This window comes from Lamprobacter modestohalophilus, from assembly GCF_016583905.1.
Classification (GTDB): domain Bacteria; phylum Pseudomonadota; class Gammaproteobacteria; order Chromatiales; family Chromatiaceae; genus Lamprobacter; species Lamprobacter modestohalophilus.
Genome location: NZ_NRRY01000001.1, coordinates 199,731 through 216,529 on the forward strand (window position 1 = coordinate 199,731; position 16,799 = coordinate 216,529).

The 16,799-nt window shown below is 62.5% G+C and carries 16 protein-coding genes; 8 read left to right on the plus strand and 8 right to left on the minus strand.

Translation table 11 applies throughout. The features are described 5' to 3' along the window. Window positions 1–214: 214 nt before the first annotated feature. From CKO42_RS00770 to CKO42_RS00805, 8 genes are all read right to left on the minus strand, one after another. On the minus strand, window positions 215–1,792 hold the full coding sequence (locus CKO42_RS00770; RefSeq protein WP_200236686.1) for an ATP-binding protein: 1,578 nt from the start codon (window positions 1,790–1,792) through the stop codon (window positions 215–217). Between the two features lie 142 nt (window positions 1,793–1,934). Continuing rightward, the gene (locus CKO42_RS00775; protein WP_200236689.1) at window positions 1,935–2,216 is read right to left on the minus strand and encodes a hypothetical protein; all 282 of its coding nucleotides are present in this window, start codon (window positions 2,214–2,216) and stop codon (window positions 1,935–1,937) included. Between the two features lie 205 nt (window positions 2,217–2,421). Continuing rightward, complete coding sequence (locus CKO42_RS00780) at window positions 2,422–2,571, minus strand: DUF29 family protein (RefSeq protein WP_200236691.1); 150 nt, start codon at window positions 2,569–2,571, stop codon at window positions 2,422–2,424. After that, on the minus strand, window positions 2,568–5,168 hold the full coding sequence (gene clpB / locus CKO42_RS00785; RefSeq protein ID WP_200236693.1) for an ATP-dependent chaperone ClpB: 2,601 nt from the start codon (window positions 5,166–5,168) through the stop codon (window positions 2,568–2,570). The genes CKO42_RS00780 and clpB overlap by 4 nt, the downstream gene beginning before the upstream one ends. A 320-nt stretch (window positions 5,169–5,488) precedes the next feature. Further along, window positions 5,489–5,878, minus strand: a complete 390-nt coding sequence (locus CKO42_RS00790) for a CBS domain-containing protein (RefSeq protein ID WP_200236705.1) — start codon at window positions 5,876–5,878, stop codon at window positions 5,489–5,491. 260 nt (window positions 5,879–6,138) lie between these two features. Next, a complete protein-coding gene (locus CKO42_RS00795; protein ID WP_200236708.1) occupies window positions 6,139–7,917 on the minus strand; it encodes an AAA family ATPase in 1,779 nt (592 codons plus the stop codon). 141 nt (window positions 7,918–8,058) lie between these two features. After that, window positions 8,059–9,708, minus strand: coding sequence for an SDR family oxidoreductase (locus tag CKO42_RS00800; protein WP_200236711.1), 1,650 nt, complete (start codon window positions 9,706–9,708; stop codon window positions 8,059–8,061). A gap of 103 nt (window positions 9,709–9,811) precedes the next feature. Further along, entirely contained in the window at window positions 9,812–10,837 is a 1,026-nt protein-coding gene (locus CKO42_RS00805; protein ID WP_200236714.1) for an alpha/beta fold hydrolase, read from the minus strand. Window positions 10,838–11,241: 404 nt separating this feature from the next. On the opposite strand from CKO42_RS00805, the gene CKO42_RS00810 reads away from it, so the two are divergent. From CKO42_RS00810 to xerC, 8 genes are all read left to right on the plus strand, one after another. Beyond that, window positions 11,242–11,652 carry a L,D-transpeptidase family protein gene (locus CKO42_RS00810; RefSeq protein ID WP_338034822.1) on the plus strand — a complete coding sequence of 137 codons (411 nt, stop codon included), beginning with the start codon at window positions 11,242–11,244 and terminating at the stop codon, window positions 11,650–11,652. Between the two features lie 194 nt (window positions 11,653–11,846). Next, window positions 11,847–11,972, plus strand: a complete 126-nt coding sequence (locus CKO42_RS27820) for a hypothetical protein (protein ID WP_274608862.1) — start codon at window positions 11,847–11,849, stop codon at window positions 11,970–11,972. Between the two features lie 120 nt (window positions 11,973–12,092). Continuing rightward, window positions 12,093–12,314, plus strand: coding sequence for an LPS translocon maturation chaperone LptM (gene lptM / locus CKO42_RS00815; RefSeq protein ID WP_200236717.1), 222 nt, complete (start codon window positions 12,093–12,095; stop codon window positions 12,312–12,314). A 9-nt stretch (window positions 12,315–12,323) separates the two neighbouring features. Further along, window positions 12,324–13,682 (plus strand): diaminopimelate decarboxylase, encoded by a 1,359-nt coding sequence (gene lysA, locus CKO42_RS00820; protein ID WP_200236720.1) that lies wholly within the window; start codon window positions 12,324–12,326, stop codon window positions 13,680–13,682. Beyond that, a complete protein-coding gene (locus tag CKO42_RS00825) occupies window positions 13,679–14,086 on the plus strand; it encodes a hypothetical protein (protein ID WP_200236722.1) in 408 nt (135 codons plus the stop codon). The genes lysA and CKO42_RS00825 overlap by 4 nt, the downstream gene beginning before the upstream one ends. Then, complete coding sequence (gene dapF / locus CKO42_RS00830) at window positions 14,086–14,940, plus strand: diaminopimelate epimerase (protein WP_200236724.1); 855 nt, start codon at window positions 14,086–14,088, stop codon at window positions 14,938–14,940. Before CKO42_RS00825 ends, dapF begins: the two co-directional genes overlap by 1 nt. Window positions 14,941–14,943: 3 nt before the next feature. Next, window positions 14,944–15,633 (plus strand): DUF484 family protein, encoded by a 690-nt coding sequence (locus tag CKO42_RS00835; protein ID WP_200236727.1) that lies wholly within the window; start codon window positions 14,944–14,946, stop codon window positions 15,631–15,633. Window positions 15,634–15,785: 152 nt separating this feature from the next. Next, a complete protein-coding gene (xerC, locus tag CKO42_RS00840; protein ID WP_242479025.1) occupies window positions 15,786–16,799 on the plus strand; it encodes a tyrosine recombinase XerC in 1,014 nt (337 codons plus the stop codon).

Genomic DNA, 16,799 nt, shown 5'->3' on the forward strand with positions numbered 1-16,799 from the left:
CTCGACTTTTGAGGACGGTGAATGATATACATTGTATATCTCCAAACCTTGAAGTCAATGACGCAGCCGATAGCCTACGCCGCTCAGGGTTTGAATTAGGGATTCCTCACCGACACCGGCCCCAACAGGGCCAGAAGAAGTGCAAGCGCGAAGAACAAAGCCGTGGGTTGTCTTGCGTGAGGTTTGGGGTTGGCGTCGCAAGTTTGTGGATGACTTATTGTGTGAATAACTCATTGCTGCCGCTGCCAGCGCTGATCACCTCAAAGCCGACCAGATTGCGCTGTTCCTTGCTGAACTCGACACCGATGAGGTGGATGGGCTGCTTGAGTGCTTGGTACTTCTCGGCATAGTTTCTGGCCTTGAGTTGCTCCAGCGCCCGGCCCTCAGGCACCAGTTCGACCACCTTGAACTCGAACAGATAGACCTGTTCATTGAACAAGAGCGCCATATCCAGTCGCCCCTGGTTGGTGGCATCCTCCAGGCGAAGATCCAGCCCGAGGGCGGCGAAGTGGCTGTAGAACACACTAGCCCAGTAGCCTTCGTACTGGGTGATCGGGTTGTTGCGGAACCAGTCGTGGGGGATGCTGGCGTAGAGGCTGACGAAGTGCTGGCGTAGGGCGTCGAAGTCGCCGTCCATCAAGGTGTCATAGACGCGGCTACTGGCCTCGCTGGCCTCACTGGCGTCGCCATAGAGTCCCTTGAGCAGGGCCTCGTTGAGGGCGCTTTCCACCTCCAGGTTCGGATAGCCCAGGGTGTATTCGATGCGGGCGCCGATCTGGCGCTGGCCGTGGATGGTCAGATAGCCGGTCTGCCAGAGCAGGGCCTCAGTGCTCATGTCATCGACATCAAAACGTGACAGCAGTGCCTCGGTGGCGCGCCAGGCATTCAACCTGGGGCTGAAGGTATGGCGTTGGGTGAGGACGTCGATCAGGAAGGTTGGTGTGCCAGTTTCAAACCAGTAGGAACGGAACAGCCGGCTGTCAAACAGCAGCAAGAGGTCAAAGGGGTTATAGACGGCCTCGCCGGTCCAGTTGTAGCCGTTGTACCAATCCTTGATCTGCTGGCGATCCAGCCCTTCGATCTCTGGCGCGAACACCGCATCGAGGTCGTCTTCGGTATAACCACAGAGCGCCGAGTAGCGCTGGTCGATGGTGATGTCTTGGAGGTTATTGAGCCCAGAGAAGAGACTCACTTTGCTGAACTTGGACACCCCGGTGATGAAGACGAAGCGGATGTGGGCGTCATTGTCCTTGATGACGGAATAGAGGTTGCGCAGACCCTCGCGCAGTTGTCGAGCCAGCTCGGGCTTGGAGAGGTTATCCAGGATCGGCTTGTCGTATTCATCCACCAGGATGACCACGCGCTGGCCGTAGGTCTCTTCCGCCGCACGGATGAGCTCACCAAAACAGGCCGGGATATCCAGCTCAGGCGGACAGGGGATGTCGAGAGTGCGCTGATTGATCCGCAGCAGATCCCGCATCTTGGCATCCAGCGCCTCGCGATCGCGCATCACGCCACCGCCAAAGCTGAGCCGGATCACCGGGTAGGGGATGCTCCAGTCCCAGTGCGGATCGGCCTCGAGTCCCTGAAATAGTGGCCGGTTGGCCTGGAACAGCTCGGCCAGGGTGTCGAGAAACAGGGACTTGCCGAAGCGGCGCGGGCGGGAGAGAAAGTAGTACTTGCCTTGCTCGATCAGCTGAAGTGCATAGGCTGTCTTGTCCACATAGTAGTGCCCCTCCTCGCGAATTTCGCGGAAGGTGGAGAGACCGATGGGGAGTTTCTTGCGTTTCATCGGGCGATCATAGCACCGGGTCCGGTCGGCATCGGCGAGGGCCCTCGGTTTGACAGACGACCGGACGCTGCGCGACCTGCGCCTCTGTATGCAGAGGACATTGCCATCCAGGTTGCGCAGAGGGATGCGCGCGATTAAGCCGTCAAATCGGGGTGATGGCGACGATCAGCCCGTTCTTTTGCAAGACCGCATAGACCTTACGGCTGGTCTTTGCCAGTCGCGAGAGGTCGCCAAAATTCGGCGTCTCGCCAGCCTCAAGGCGCTGCTCCCAGCCGCACAGCTCGCCATCGAGGTAGTCGAGCAGTTTCAGCGAGCAGCCCTGACAGTCGCCGCTGCAGACCTGCGCCGCTGGTGCGTCGAAGGGGAGCGTCTCGCGCACCTGTGCGATGAGTGCATGCATCGCAGTGCGGGTGTCGGGCTTCATGGATGGATTTGAGGCCTTCGATTAACCTGAATCTCGCGCGATTCATCTGCCGGGGTGGCGCCGCGCCATGATCGTTAGCTGGAGTTTGGTCTGTTCTTTTGATCTGGGCTGATGTGGTCTCAGTCTTAGAAAGCGTCCATCAACTGTTTCCCGACTTGAGCGGCACCGTCCGGCTGCAATCGGGAAGGAGAAAATGGACAGTTTCTTAGTCTGGCAGCCAGTCGTCGTCCAGGATCTGCTTGAGTTGATATGGGCAGTCAATGGGGAAGAGGTATCGATCGAGATCGGTCTCGATCACTGCATCGCGCGCTGCCTTGACGTACCCGCGCTCCGTCGCAGGCGCGCTAGGCGTCAATCGACCAACTCACCCTCGACCACCGACTCAAACAGCAACTGCCCATCGCGGGCATCGACCTCGATGGTGTCGCCAGGGGCGAACTTGCCGGCGAGGATCTGCTGCGCCAGCGGGTTCTCGAGCTGGGCGCGGATCGCGCGCTTGAGCGGGCGAGCACCATAGACCGGATCGAAACCGGCCTCGCCGAGCAGGTCGAGCGCGGCATCGCTGATGGTGAGCCCCATCTCGCGATCGGCCAGCCGTTCCTTGAGATAGCCGATCTGGATGCCGGCGATGGCGCGGATCTGTGCCTCATCCAACGGATGGAAGACGACGATCTCATCCAGCCGGTTGATGAACTCGGGGCGGAAGGCGACGCGCACCACCTCCATCACCGCCTCCTTCATCTCGGCATACTGCGCCTCGCCGGCCTTCTGTTGGATGATGTCAGAGCCGAGGTTGCTAGTCATCACGATCACCGCGTTGCGGAAATCGACCGTGCGGCCCTGGCCGTCGGTCAGGCGGCCGTCATCGAGCACCTGCAGCAGGATGTTGAAGACATCCGGATGCGCCTTCTCGACCTCGTCCATCAGGATCACCGCATAGGGTCGGCGGCGAATGGCCTCGGTCAGATAGCCGCCTTCCTCATAGCCGACATAGCCGGGCGGGGCGCCGATCAGTCGCGCGACCGAGTGCTTCTCCATGAACTCGGACATGTCGATGCGGACCATCGCCTCTTCGGTATCGAACATGAACTCGGCCAATGCCTTGCAGAGTTCGGTCTTGCCGACGCCGGTGGGGCCGAGGAACAGGAAGGAGCCGATCGGCCGATTCGGATCGGACAGACCCGCGCGCGAGCGGCGGATGGCATCGCTGACCGCGCGCACCGCCTCCTGCTGGCCGATCACGCGCTGCTCGATCTCGTCCTCCATCTTGAGCAGCTTGTCGCGCTCGCCCTCGAGCATCTTGCTGACCGGGATGCCGGTCCATTTGGAAACGATCTGCGCCACCTCCTCGGCGCCGACCTTGTTGCGCAGCAGCTGGTTCGCGGCGCTACCATCGGCCTCGGCGGCCGAGGCGAGGCGCTTCTCCAGCTCGGGGATGCGCCCGTATTGCAGCTCCGACATGCGGGTGAGATCGCCAGCGCGACGGGCGGTCTCCATCTCGACGCGCGCGCGATCCAGCTCTTCCTTGATGTGTGCCGTGCCCTGCACTGCGGCTTTCTCTGATTTCCAGATCTCGTCGAGGTCGGAGAACTCACGCCCCAACACCTGGATCTGCTCTTCGAGGTCGCGCAGCCGCTTCTTCGAGGCATCGTCGGACTCCTTCTTCAGCGCCTCGCGCTCGATCTTGAGTTGGATCAGCCGCCGGTCGAGCTTGTCCATCTCCTCCGGCATCGAGTCGATCTCCATGCGGATCTGCGAGGCGGCCTCGTCGATCAGATCGATGGCCTTATCGGGCAGCTGGCGATCGGTGATATAGCGATGCGAGAGGGTGGCCGCGGCGACGATCGCCGGGTCGGTGATCTCGACCGCATGATGGACCTCGTAGCGCTCCTTCAGCCCGCGCAGGATGGCAACGGTATCCTCGACGTTCGGCTCGTTGACCAACACCTTCTGGAAGCGCCGCTCCAACGCCGCGTCTTTCTCGATGTACTTGCGGTATTCATCGAGCGTGGTGGCGCCGATGCAGTGCAGCTCACCGCGCGCGAGCGCCGGCTTGAGCATGTTGCCGGCGTCCATTGCGCCCTCGGCCTTGCCGGCGCCGACCATGGTGTGCAGCTCATCGATGAACAGCACCACGTTGCCTTCCTGCTTGGCGATGTCGTTGAGCACGGCCTTCAGCCGCTCCTCGAACTCGCCACGGAACTTGGCGCCGGCGATCAACCCGGCCATATCTAGCGCAAGCAGGCGCTTGGTCTTGAGTCCTTCCGGCACCTCGCCGTTGACCATGCGCTGCGCCAGGCCTTCGACGATGGCGGTCTTACCGACGCCGGGCTCGCCGATCAGCACTGGGTTGTTCTTGGTGCGGCGTGCGAGCACCTGGATGGTGCGGCGGATCTCGTCATCGCGGCCGATCACTGGGTCGAGCTTGCCTTGCTCGGCACGCTCGGTCATGTCGATGGTGTACTTCTCGAGTGCTTGGCGCTGCTCCTCGGCGTTGGGGTCGTTGACCGCCTCGCCGCCGCGCAGATTCTCGATCGCCTTCTCGAGTGCGCCTTTGCTGGCACCGGTCTCGCGCAGCAGCTTGCCGAGTTCGCCCTTGTCCTCGAGCGCGGCGAGCACGAACAGCTCGGAGCTGATGTACTGATCGTTGCGCGTTTGGGCCAGCTTGTCGGTCAGGTTGAGCAGCTTGCCCAAGGCATTGGAGACGGTGACGTCGCCGCCGCTCCCCGAGACCTGCGGCAGCCGCTCGAGCGCCTCGCCGAGTGCCGAGCGCAGCCGATTGACGCTGACATCGGCCTGTGCCAGCAGGTGGCGCACGGTGCCGCTGTCCTGATCGAGCAGCGCCACCATCAGGTGCACCGGCTCGATGAATTGATTGTCACGCCCGACCGCCAGGCTTTGCGCATCGGCCAGGGCCATTTGGAACTTGCTGGTCAGCTTGTCCATTCTCATGTGCTTATCTCCGACAAACGCTAGGGTTATTGCCGAATTGCGGCGGCTTTAAAGAGAATTCAAGCAGTTGTTGGGCCGTTTCGCCAGAGCCAGAGCCAGAGCCAGAGCCAGAGCAGGGGCGCTGCGGCCGATCGCCGACCGCCCTGATCTGACTGCCGGATCTGGCGAGCGCACCCAGGCTGGGAGAATCGGCTTGTCTTGTCCGGCGACCAGATTGAACCGCCATCGGCATGATCAAGACCCTTGTCAATCAGGCATTGCGATCCTCGATCGGCGCCTTAGTCATAGGGCCCGACGGCTCAAGCGCAGGCGCCAACAGCTCAGCGTTCCGCGAGCAGTTGCGCGAGTGCGCGCAGCAGGTCGGTCTCGGTGATGATCCCGACGATGTTATGACCGCCATCGGTCGACACGGGCAGGCAGCCGATCCGATCACTACGCATGCGCTCGACCGCGGCTGCAAGATCGGCATCGGGAGTGATGGTGGTGACTGGGCTGTGCATGACCTCGCCGACCTCAGTCGGGGCCTCCTTGAAACAGCGTGCGGCCAATTGCAGATCGCGTCGGGTCAGGATGCCGATGACACCACCCTCGGCGTTGACCACCGGTAGGTGGTGCAGATCGCGCTCCTGCATGATCTGGAACGCCTCTTGGTAGTCGGCGTTGGTTTCGATGGTAATTGGCGTTGCGGTCATATAGTCGCTGACGTGCATGCTGGGTCTCCTCTGGGGTTTGATGTTGTGTTGTCGAGTCTAGGTCGTTGATGCACGGGCCGTCGATGCTCGATCGATGCTCGAGAGCGGCGCGTGACTGATTGTGGCGCATCCGCTGAATGCCTGCAGACTGGATGCGTGATGGACGCTTGATGGACGCTTGATGGATGATCGATGGATGCCCGCAGGGCCATGCTTCCGGATCGGCAGGTGGAGTACCGCATCATTCGAGAACTGGTCGTCTGCGTTCATGCTGATGCCTACGCCTCCGCGTCCAACCGCCGCCAAATCACCCGCTCGAGCCCGATCCCGACGACCGCGAACGGGCAAATCTCGTTAAGGCCGAAGCGTTTGCGCAGTGCCTTGCCGTAACGGCGCGCCTGCTCGCTCGCTGCGGCGAGTGCCTCGGCGACCGGCGCCGCGCATGCCAGGACCTCGGGCGTTTGCGCGCGTACCTGCTCGCCACTGAGTCCGAGTGCCTTCAGGCTGACGTATTTGAACTCCAGCACCAGATCCAGCGCCTGGAAACGGCGCATATCAGGGCGCACGATCAGCGCCAGATCGACATAGCCATGGTCGACCTCGGCCTCTGACAGCGGTAGGTAGATGCGGTCATCGAACAGGAGCGTCAGAAAGGCCAATTTGACCGCGAGCTCATTGGTCCAGCGATAATCGCGATTGGAGAGCACCGGGTAGTAGCGTGATTCAATGAACGCGACCATCGATGTGAGATCGCCCTGCAGATAGACCTCTTCGGCGAGTGTCCGCGAGGTCTCTCGATCTTCGTAGGTGGTTAACCAGCGCTCATGCAGGCGTTCGATGTAGAGCCCGCGAGCGACCAGGTTAGGGATGCGCAGCAGGGTCTTGCCGAGCTTGCCCTGACCACCCAAGGTCAGCACGCCGAAATAGTAGAGCAGCGAGGCCATGAAGGGCTGATCCTTGACCGCATTCAGCATGTCCGCCACGCCGAAGCGCATCGCCAGTTGCGGGATCGGCACGCCCTGTTCATCCGCAAGCGCTTGGATCAGTAGCTCCTCGCCATGCGGCAGTTGTGCGATGTAGACCAGCTTATTGCGGTCCATCGCCAGATTCTCATCGAGCAGCGGCTCGGGATACTCGCTGGTGTGCTGCAGATGCTTGAGGAAATACAGGCTGAGCGTCGGGTTGTAGATCCGCTCCTGGGACTTGGGGCTGAAGCAATAGCCGTTGTAGGCGGTGCGCATGGTCTCGAGCGCCTCGACCGCCGACCAGCTCGCGCCCTCGTCGGTCATGCGCGCGAGCATGGCCGTGATCTCGGCCTCGGTGAAGCCGCACAGGCTGTTGAAGTCCGGGTTGAGATAGAGGTTCTCGGCAACGTTGTAGCCGCTGGTGATGTCGCTCATCACCACCGGTGAGACGCCGGTGATGAAGACGCGATCGAGCCCGAGGCCACCGGCGGCGGCCTTGACCGCCTTGAACACGGTCTTCAGCAGCCCCTCGCCATAGAGCAGGGCTTCATAGTGATCCTGCTTGCGCCCGGCCATCAGGACTTCGTTGGCAAAGTTATCGTACTCGTCGATCAGCAGGTAGAGCTTGTAGGGGGTTGCGCTCAGGGCGCGGAGCGTGGTGCGCCATGACGTCAGTGCATCCTCGGGATAGAGGTCGATCGCCTGTGGGAGCACGGCCTGATAGCGGTAGGCGAAGTCGCGCATGCAGTCATTGAGATGCCGATGGATCGCCGCCTCGATCTCATGCACACCACCCTGGGACTGGATCAGCGAGAAGTCCCACTTCATCACGAAGTAGCGGTTATGCAGCGGCGTTGGATTGCGCCCAATGGCCAATGGGCCAAACAGCGCCTCGAAATCATTGGCTCGGTTCAGGTCGTAGTAATGCTCTAGCATCGAGAGCAGCAGGCTCTTGCCGAAACGCCGCGGGCGAATAAAGAGCAGTTGCCGACCGGCGGCCTCGAGCTGCGGGATGCGGTCGGTGCGATCCTGATAGAAATAGCCCTCTTGCCTGAGGGTGGCGAAGTCGCTGAGGCCGTAGGGGAAGAGCATGCCATCAACTCCCTTCAGTGTTGCCAGCGCCGCGGCATCATTCGGCGGCAAAGCGGTTTGATGCCGAACTGAATGCTGACTTGAATGCTGAAATGAATGCCGGCCTTGATGCTGGCCTTGATGGCGGCCATCATGCTCGACTTAATACCGACCTGACGGCTGATCTGATTTCGGATGCTTGGCGTGCCCCTCGGCGCGCTGGCAGATCGCCTTGGCGGTGCCGCCGAAGATGAACTGGTGTGCTGGCTGGAAGCTATACCAGTAGGCAAGGCCCCAGACCCCGGCTGGATGCCAATAAGCCGTGATGCTGAGCTTGGTGCCGCCATCGGCGCGCGGCTCTAGGTCAAACTCCAACATCCCGGCGCCGGGTGCGCGCATGCCAAAGGCCAAGCTCAGGCGCCGTTCCGGCTCGAGGCCGATGACGCTCCAGGAGCCGATGCGATCGCCAACGCGCAGATCGCTCGGATGGCGCCGGCCATGCTGCCCGCCAGGACCGCCGGCGAGCCGATCCATTAGGTCGCGCAGCTGCCAGAGGCCGTTCATGTAGTACCAGCCGTCGTCGCCGCCGATCCTAGAGACCACCCCCCAGACCGCGCTCGGTGGCGCCTTAGTCTCGGCGTTGCCACCGGCGCGTTTGGCGTAGTAGGCGTAATCGATGCGTTGTTGACGCACGGCAAAGGCTCCTTCAATCCAGCGCGCGACGACGGGTGCACTCTCACGCTCGGCCGCGAACACCGCCTCGACCGCCTCGCGGAAGCCGAGTAGTTGTTGTGGCACCAGGCGCTTCAGCTCGGCGTCGTCGGCAGAAAAGTCGTGTTTGAGGCCGCCGATGAGGGCACGGGCGATGTTGGTCGGTACCGCGGTGATGAAGCGCAGCCAATAGGCTGAGAGGGTCGGCGTGAGCACCGGCACCGGGATGATCAGCGGCGGACGACGGCCGCCGACCTCGGCCAGGATACGCATCATCTCCCGGTAGGTGAGGGTCTCTGGGCCGCCGGCATCGAAGATGCGACCCTCGGCGGCGTCGATCTGCGGCAGTCGCACCAGGTACATCAGCAGGTTGTCCAGCGCCAGCGGCGGTGACTTGGACTGCACCCAGCGTGGCGTGATCATCACCGGCAAGTGGTAGACCAGATCGCGCATCACCTCAAAGGCGGCCGAGCCGGGGCCAGCGATGATGCCGGCGCGCAGCTCGGTCACTGGCACTGAGCCGCGGCGCAGCACCTCGCCAGTGTCGCGTCGCGAGACGATGTGCTCGCTCTCGGCGTCGTCCGGAACCAGCCCACCGAGATAGACGATGCGCTTGACCCCGGCACGCTCGGCGGCGGCGGCAAAGTTGGCCGCGGCCTCTAGGTCGATCCGGCCGAAATCTTTTCCAGCGGCCATCGAGTGAACCAAATAGTAGGCGATCTCGATCCCGGCAAGCGCCTGATCCAGACTCGCTGGGTCGAGCGCATCGGCGGCGACGCAGTCAACGCCCTCCCAGCCACGCGCCTTCAGCACCGAGGGATTGCGGCTGCTCGCACGTACCCTGATGCCCTCGTCCAGCAGACGCGGAACCAGGTGGCTGCCGATATAGCCGCTGGCGCCAAAGACTAGGCAGCCCGCTGATGCATCATCGCCCCGCTCGCGCTTAGCCTGCTCGCGCTTAGTCTGCTGGCACTCAGCCTGCTCACGCTCAGCCTGCTGGCCCGCTTCGCTCTGTTCGCTTTCAATGCGATGGCCCGCTTCGCGCCGTTCGCGCTCAACCTGTGACGTTGCCTGCGAGGGTTGGTCGGCCGTTTGAGTCATTAGTGCCTCCGGATTAGGGACCTTCCGCCAATATCCTGAACCAGTTTGTATGCTCGGCGGTCAACATGACTTTGGGGCCGTCAAGCAACCTAGTACTCGCCGCTCAGGGTGTTGGTCCGGTGCCTGGCCGTTGCGTTTCAAGCCAACTGCTGATGGCCGCCTCAACCTGGTCCGGGCATTCCTCTTGTGGCAGGTGGCCGCAGCCGGGAAGCTGGACTAGGGTTGCATTCGGCAGCGCATCGGCGGTGGCCTGGGTGTCGCTCACCGGGACGATCTGATCGGCATCGCCGGTCAGCACCAGCACCGGCTGCTCGATCTCCCCGAGCCGTTCAGCGATGGTCACCGGGTCGGTCAGGGAGCGCTGCAGCAGGGCACCCCAGGCCAGATCCCAGCCAGCCATCAGCCGATGTGCGCCAGTCAGTGCACGTCGCTCTTCATCGATCTTCGCCGTGTCGGCGTAAGAGTAATCGAGCAGCGGGCTGTTGCGACCGAGGTAGCGCGCCAGCCCCAGCGAGACGCGTTGCATTTGCGGCAGACCGACCAGCCAATCCGGCAGCATCGGCCGCTTCGAGTACACCCAGGGGGCGATTAGAATTAGTCCGGAGACACGCTCGGGCGCGGCCAGGGCGGCCTCCAAGGCGAGGGTACCGCCTGAGGAGTTGCCGACCAGGATCAGCTGCTCAAGCTCCAGCGCGTCGGCGAGTGCGAATAACTGCTCCAGGGCGGCGGCTTTGCTGTAGATGTCCGAGGACTGCTGCGCAATCTCTGGCACCCGTTTGGCGCTGAGGCCATAGGGAAGCTGGTCGTAAGCGACGACCCGACCGTATTGCGCGAACAGATCGAGCAACTGGCTCCAGGTGAAGAGGTTGAAGGTGAAGCCGTGCAGGAGCATGAAGGCCGGCCCCGGCGTCTCCTCGTCAAGCCTTGCGATGAAGTGGAACTCCTGGGGCTCATCAGCGCCGGTCGGCAGGGCAATGAAACGGCTTTCGGGTGCGGCTACCAGTTCGGCATCGGTGACCCCCGGAGCCGGGCTCGGGCTGACGATGAAGGGGCCGACTGCGATCGTGAGCAGCCCTAGTAAGACGACCAGGATCAGCAGACTCAGCAGGATGCGCAGAAATGTTCGCATAGGTTAGTGGTGCGGCAAGCAGGGTGAAATTTTGGTGTGGTCAGGGCAGGACGGATGCTAGCACAGGCGTCTTTCCGGTCTCTTGAGGCGGTTTTGTTGGGAACTGCGAGTTGGGCCTGACGGCGCGCTATCTCGAACGCTGTCATTTTAGTAGAATTGGCCTCAGGTTTATTTCTTAACTCTCTCGTTCAAGGCGATTAACGATGATCGATCGCTGGTTTTTTCTGGGCCTCGGTGTGGCCTCGTCAGACGTTGCTCGGGGCAGGCTTAGGTGGTGCTCCGCTGGCGGACAGCGACTGCAGTGGCTGCTCGCGCTGATGATTGCTCTGGTGATTGCTGGGTTGAGCGCGGGCTGTGCGTCAAAGCCAGCCACGTCGACGAGCCCGTACGTTGATCGGGTGCTAGTGAAGAAGTCTGAGCGCACCATGGAGCTGCATAAGGACGGTGCCGTCTATCGCACTTATCGAATCTCGCTGGGTGATCAGCCCCGCGGCCACAAGTTTCAGGAGGGCGACGAGCGTACTCCGGAAGGCAACTATGAGCTGGATTGGCGTAATCCGAACAGCTCGTTCTACAAATCCATCCATGTGTCCTATCCCAACGACCTCGATCGCACGGTCGCACGCTCGCTCGGGGTCTCGCCGGGCGGCATGATCATGATCCATGGTCTGCCCAACTGGCTCTCGTCGCCCCGTCTGGCCGAGGAATATCGGCGCAGCGACTGGACCGACGGTTGCATCGCGGTAGGCAACGAAGAGATGGATGAGATCTGGCGACTGGTCCGAGATGGCACGCCGATCACCATCTTGCCTTAAGCTGATGCTGACGCGATTGATCGACCGGGGTGGCGTGGCGCCATGAGCGTTAGGCTTGGCTCGTCCTGCCGCAGATCTGCTGAGACTTGGCGGTCTTAGGAGCCGATCATGTTGGCATGGCGGCGCTTGGTTCATACTTGTCCCGATCTGAAGCATAACGGTGGATGCCGTCAGCCGGCGGTGGAGAAAGACAGATGTTGTTCGCGCTATTTTGGATCTTGGTCGGGCTCGTCATCGGCTGGAATCTTCCCCAGCCACCCTGGGCCAAGGAGCTGCAGGATAAGGTCGTGGGCGTGGTTAAGGCAGCGCTTGGCAAGTAAAAAACGCGATCTCGGTTGATCCCCGGCTCGAGCCGGCCGGGGATATCGTCGCACTGGTCTCGGCCCCCGGAGGTGCCGGGGTCGCTTGCTCGATCACTCGCGATCAGACACTATTCACGCATGCACTGCTGGGCCCGTTATCTGCTGTATCTGATCATCGCAACCCTTGCGCTGGGCCAGATGGTGACCGCCTGTGGTCAAACGGGTCCGTTGTATCTGCCAGACGATGACGCCGAAGCCCGGAGTCAATCAGCGCCGGTACCTGGTCCGGACACCTCCAACGAAGGCCTCGAGGCACTCGATGATGTGCCGGTCGTCCCGCCCGAGCCGGATAATTTTTGACCGATTGTTATGGATCATTTCGTCTACCAAGGTGATCAGCTCTGTGCCGAAGAGGTGCCACTACGGACCATCGCCGAGCGTTTCGGGACTCCCTGTTACGTCTACTCGCGTGCGACCCTGACCCGGCACTGGCAGGCCTTCGATGACGCCTTTGGATCGCGCCCACACCTGATCTGCTTCGCGGTCAAGGCCAACTCCAACCTGGCCGTCCTGAATCTGCTCGCGCGCTTGGGTGCGGGTTTCGATATTGTCTCGGTTGGCGAGCTGGAGCGCGTGCTGGCAGCGGGCGGCCGGCCAGACAAGGTGATCTTCTCTGGCGTCGGCAAGCGTGCCGATGAGATCCGCCGCGCGCTCGAGATCGGTATCCGCTGTTTTAACGTCGAGTCGGAATCTGAGCTGGCGCGGATCAACGCCATTGCGTTAGAGACGGGCGCTGTGGCGCCGATCTCGATCCGAGTCAATCCCGACGTCGACGCCCAGTCCCATCCCTACATCTCGACCGGGCTGAAAGAGAACAAATTCGGCATCGACATCCAGGCCGCGGAAGCGGTGTATCGCCATGCGGCCGAGCTGCCCGGGCTGCGCGTGGTCGGGATCGATTGCCATATCGGCTCGCAACTGACCAGCCTTGGCCCCTTCATCGACGCGCTGGACCGGGTGCTGCTGCTCGCTGACCGGCTCGCTGAGCAGGGCATACCGATCAAGCATCTGGATTTGGGCGGTGGTCTTGGCATCCGGTACACCGACGAAAAGCCGCCGTTGCCCGATGCCTATGCGGCCGCGCTCTGCGAGCGGCTCGGCGCGCGTTCGGTTGAGGTCATCCTTGAGCCAGGCCGGGCGATTGCTGGGAATGCGGGTGTGCTGTTGACGCGGGTCGAATATCTCAAGCCGACGCCGACACATCGCTTCGCCATCGTCGATGCCGCGATGAACGATCTGTTGCGCCCGGCCCTCTACGGGGCTGAGCAGGAGATTGTGCCGGTGCAACGGCCGCGTGCTGATCTGTCGGCGAAGCACTCGATCGCGGACCCTGGCGACCCGCAGAGCGAGCAGAGGGTTGAACCGATAGTCGATCCAACAGCCGATCTGCCAGTCGATCTAATAGTCGATCCAACGGCTGAGCTTTATGAGGTCGTCGGCCCAGTCTGCGAGACTGGCGACTTTCTCGGCCGGGCGCGTCGGTTGGCGCTGGCAGAAGGCGATCTGCTCGCGATCCGCGGCAGCGGTGCCTATGGGTTCTCGATGAGCTCGAACTACAACAGCCGACCACGCGCTGCCGAGGTGATGGTTGACGGCGATCAGGCCCATCTGGTCCGTCGGCGAGAGTCGCTTCCTGAGCTGTTCGCCGGCGAACAGGTCCTCCCATGAAGCGGACCCTGGAGCCCGAGCTGATGGACATCCAGGTCCAGGCCGAGGCCTACACGGCCCACCATCTTTCTTTTGCTGCAGCCGATCTCGACCGGCAGCCCGAGCTTGCGAGTCGCGCCCGTTTGCTCTGCGACAAGCTTCCCTCGCCGCGGCTTGAGACCCTGACCTACGATCTGCCGCGGGCGGCCTCGAGAGTCACTGCCACAGCCCTGGTTGAGCGCTACACGCGCTGCGCCTCCCCGGTTCTGCGCCAGGATGTTCATTATTCGCTGTTTGCGGCCTTACAGCAGCATGAGGTTGAGGAACAGTTGCGCGAGGAAGATTTCCAGCTATCGCTCTCGGTCCCAGTCGTCGGTGACCGCCATCGCGCGCGCCATCCTGCGGTCTGGGGCAGGCGGTCCTAGTGCAGATGCGCTTCACCAAGATGCAGGGGCTCGGCAATGACTTCGTCGTCATCGATGCGATTCGGCAGCAGGTCGACTTGAGTGCCGGGCAGATTCGCCGGCTGGCTGATCGACATTTCGGTATCGGCTGCGATCAGGTTCTGCTGGTCGAGCCGCCACGATCAGACGACACCGCTTTCCACTATCGGATCTTCAACGCCGATGGCTCCGAGGTCGAGCAATGCGGGAATGGCGCACGCTGCTTCGCGCGGTATGTTCGGGACGAGGGGCTGACCTCTGCCAACTCCATTCGTGTTGGCACCGCGGCGGGTCCGATAACCCTAGAGCTCTGCCCCGACGGGCAAGTGAGTGTGGACATGGGGCTCCCGCGTTTCGACCCTGCCGCCATCCCGCTCGCGGTGCGTGCTCGCGCGCCGGCCTATGATCTCGGTGCCGGCTGTCGTGCGTTGCGGATTGGTGCTCTGTCGATGGGCAATCCGCACGCGGTGCTCGCGGTCACCGATGATCTCGACCAGGCACCCGTCTCGGAGATTGGCCCGCGCATCGAGCGTGATCCGCTGTTCCCGCGCGGGGCGAACGTCGGTTTTATGCAGCGTCAGAGCGCCACCGCCATCCGGCTGCGCGTCTGGGAGCGCGGCGTGGGTGAGACCCTGGCCTGCGGTACGGGCGCTTGTGCCGCCGTGGTGGTCGGGCGCCTCTGGGGCGAGCTCGACGAGCGCGTCGAAGTGAGCTTGCCGGGTGGAACCCTGATCATCGATTGGCCAGGGGAAGGCATGCCGGTACGGATGACTGGCCCCGCCGTCCGCGTCTTCGACGGGAGTATTGAGATGGAAAGATTGAGATGGAAATATTGAGCAATGAATAGTCGTAGCAATGAGGTGGCATCGGCGGTCAGTGATGAGACGGTTGCTGCCTGGTTGATGCGGCATCCAGACTTCCTGTTGCGCCACCGCGATGTCCTCGCCAAGCTCAATGTTCCTCACGGCAGCGGTGGTGCGACCTCGCTGATCGAGCGCCAGGTGACGGTGCTGCGCGAGCAGCTCGCCCATGAGCGTGGCCGGTTGAATCACTTGGTCGCACGGGCGCACGATTACGAAGCCTTGCTCACACGCCTACACGAGCTGACCCTGCGACTGATACTGGCTCCCGATCTGCTGCACGCCTGCAACGCCTTGGAGCAGGCGTTGCGCGAGCAGTTCAGTGCCGATGCTGTTGCGGTCAAGCTATTCCCGGTCGATGCGAATGAGCGTGCGGCCGACCCGCTGGTGCGCAGTTTCGCCGACTTCATTGATAGCAATCGCTGCCTTTGCGGTCCCTTTGCTGCCGAACAGGCCGGGGGGCTGTTCGGTAAGCTCCCGGTCGAGATCCATTCGGCTGCACTGATCCCGATCCGTGCGCATGAGCAAACCGGTGTGCTGGCGATCGGCAGTGCCGATCCAAAACGCTTCGCGTCGGATATGGGCACCGACCTGCTCGAGCGTCTTGGCGCGGTCGCCGGCGCTAAGCTCGCCAGCCTCGCCCACCTCGAGCGCGTCCGTTCAGTCTGATGGGTGCGCCGACCGACGATTTGCGATCTGAGCTGAAGGCGGACAGGGTCTCAAGCTCAAATACAGCTTCTTCGTCTGCCTCAGCCTCTGCCCTTGGTTCTGCCTCAGCCTCTGCCACAGCCACAGCCACAGCCTCAGCCTCAGCCTCAGCTTTGGGTCCAGAAGCGGATGATGACCCAGCTCCAGGTCCAGGGCTAGATCCAGGTCCAGATTCGGACCCGCTACTCCCGAGTTTCCTCGGCCATCTTGCCAACGAGCGTCGGGTATCGCCGCATACCTTGAGTAATTATCGGCGCGATCTCGAGCGTATCGCCCGCTGGCGACTTGAGCAGGGCATCCAGGCGTGGTCGGATCTACGCGATGAGTCGATTCGCCGCTATGTCGCAGCTCGGCATCGCATGGGCATCGGCGGCCGCACCTTGGCGCGCGAGCTTTCCGCATTGCGCACCTTTTTCGACTACTTGCTGCGTGAACGCCTGGTGTCCCATAACCCGGCGCGCGGGCTGCGCGCGCCGAAGAGTGCGAGGCGTCTGCCGAGCAGCCTGGACGCCGATACGCTGAGCGCATTGCTCGATAGTGACAGGCCCATCGGGGCTGGCGCTGATCCAACAAGTCCAGGCACCGCCGAGGCGGACTCAGGGATCGAGAACGATCCGTTGGCGTTGCGCGATACCGCGATGGTTGAACTCTTGTACTCGTCGGGCTTGCGCCTTGCCGAGCTCATCTCGGTGGATGTGCGTGACATCGACCCAGCCGACGCCATGCTGACCGTGGTCGGTAAGGGCTCCAAGACCCGCCGGGTGCCGGTAGGCCGAGCGGCGCTACAAGCCATTGCGGGCTGGCTTGCGGTCCGCCCCTTGCTCGCCGCGGCGGACGAGTCGGCCCTTTTCGTCAGCTCGCGCGGTAGGCGCATCCATCCGCGCACCGTTCAGGCGCGTCTCAAGCACTGGGCGCAGCAACGGTCTGCGGGCCGCAATCTGCATCCGCATCTGTTGCGACACTCCTTCGCCAGTCATCTGCTCGAATCCTCGGGCGACCTGCGTGCCGTTCAAGAGCTACTCGGCCACGCCGACATCGCCACGACTCAGGTCTATACCCACCTAGATTTTCAACACCTTGCGCAGGTCTACGATCAAGCCCATCCACGCGCGCGGAAGCGGCGCTAG

Bases quoted from the DNA above. Each gene is read 5' to 3' on its own strand.
- CKO42_RS00770 (WP_200236686.1), bottom strand. From the start codon at position 1,792: ATGAAACGCAAGAAACTCCCCATCGGTCTCTCCACCTTCCGCGAAATT.
- CKO42_RS00775 (WP_200236689.1), bottom strand. From the start codon at position 2,216: ATGAAGCCCGACACCCGCACTGCGATGCATGCACTCATCGCACAGGTG.
- clpB (WP_200236693.1), bottom strand. From the start codon at position 5,168: ATGAGAATGGACAAGCTGACCAGCAAGTTCCAAATGGCCCTGGCCGAT.
- CKO42_RS00790 (WP_200236705.1), bottom strand. From the start codon at position 5,878: ATGCACGTCAGCGACTATATGACCGCAACGCCAATTACCATCGAAACC.
- CKO42_RS00795 (WP_200236708.1), bottom strand. From the start codon at position 7,917: ATGCTCTTCCCCTACGGCCTCAGCGACTTCGCCACCCTCAGGCAAGAG.
- CKO42_RS00800 (WP_200236711.1), bottom strand. From the start codon at position 9,708: ATGACTCAAACGGCCGACCAACCCTCGCAGGCAACGTCACAGGTTGAG.
- CKO42_RS00805 (WP_200236714.1), bottom strand. From the start codon at position 10,837: ATGCGAACATTTCTGCGCATCCTGCTGAGTCTGCTGATCCTGGTCGTC.
- CKO42_RS27820 (WP_274608862.1), top strand. From the start codon at position 11,847: ATGTTGTTCGCGCTATTTTGGATCTTGGTCGGGCTCGTCATCGGCTGG.
- lptM (WP_200236717.1), top strand. From the start codon at position 12,093: ATGCACTGCTGGGCCCGTTATCTGCTGTATCTGATCATCGCAACCCTT.
- lysA (WP_200236720.1), top strand. From the start codon at position 12,324: ATGGATCATTTCGTCTACCAAGGTGATCAGCTCTGTGCCGAAGAGGTG.
- CKO42_RS00825 (WP_200236722.1), top strand. From the start codon at position 13,679: ATGAAGCGGACCCTGGAGCCCGAGCTGATGGACATCCAGGTCCAGGCC.
- CKO42_RS00835 (WP_200236727.1), top strand. From the start codon at position 14,944: ATGAATAGTCGTAGCAATGAGGTGGCATCGGCGGTCAGTGATGAGACG.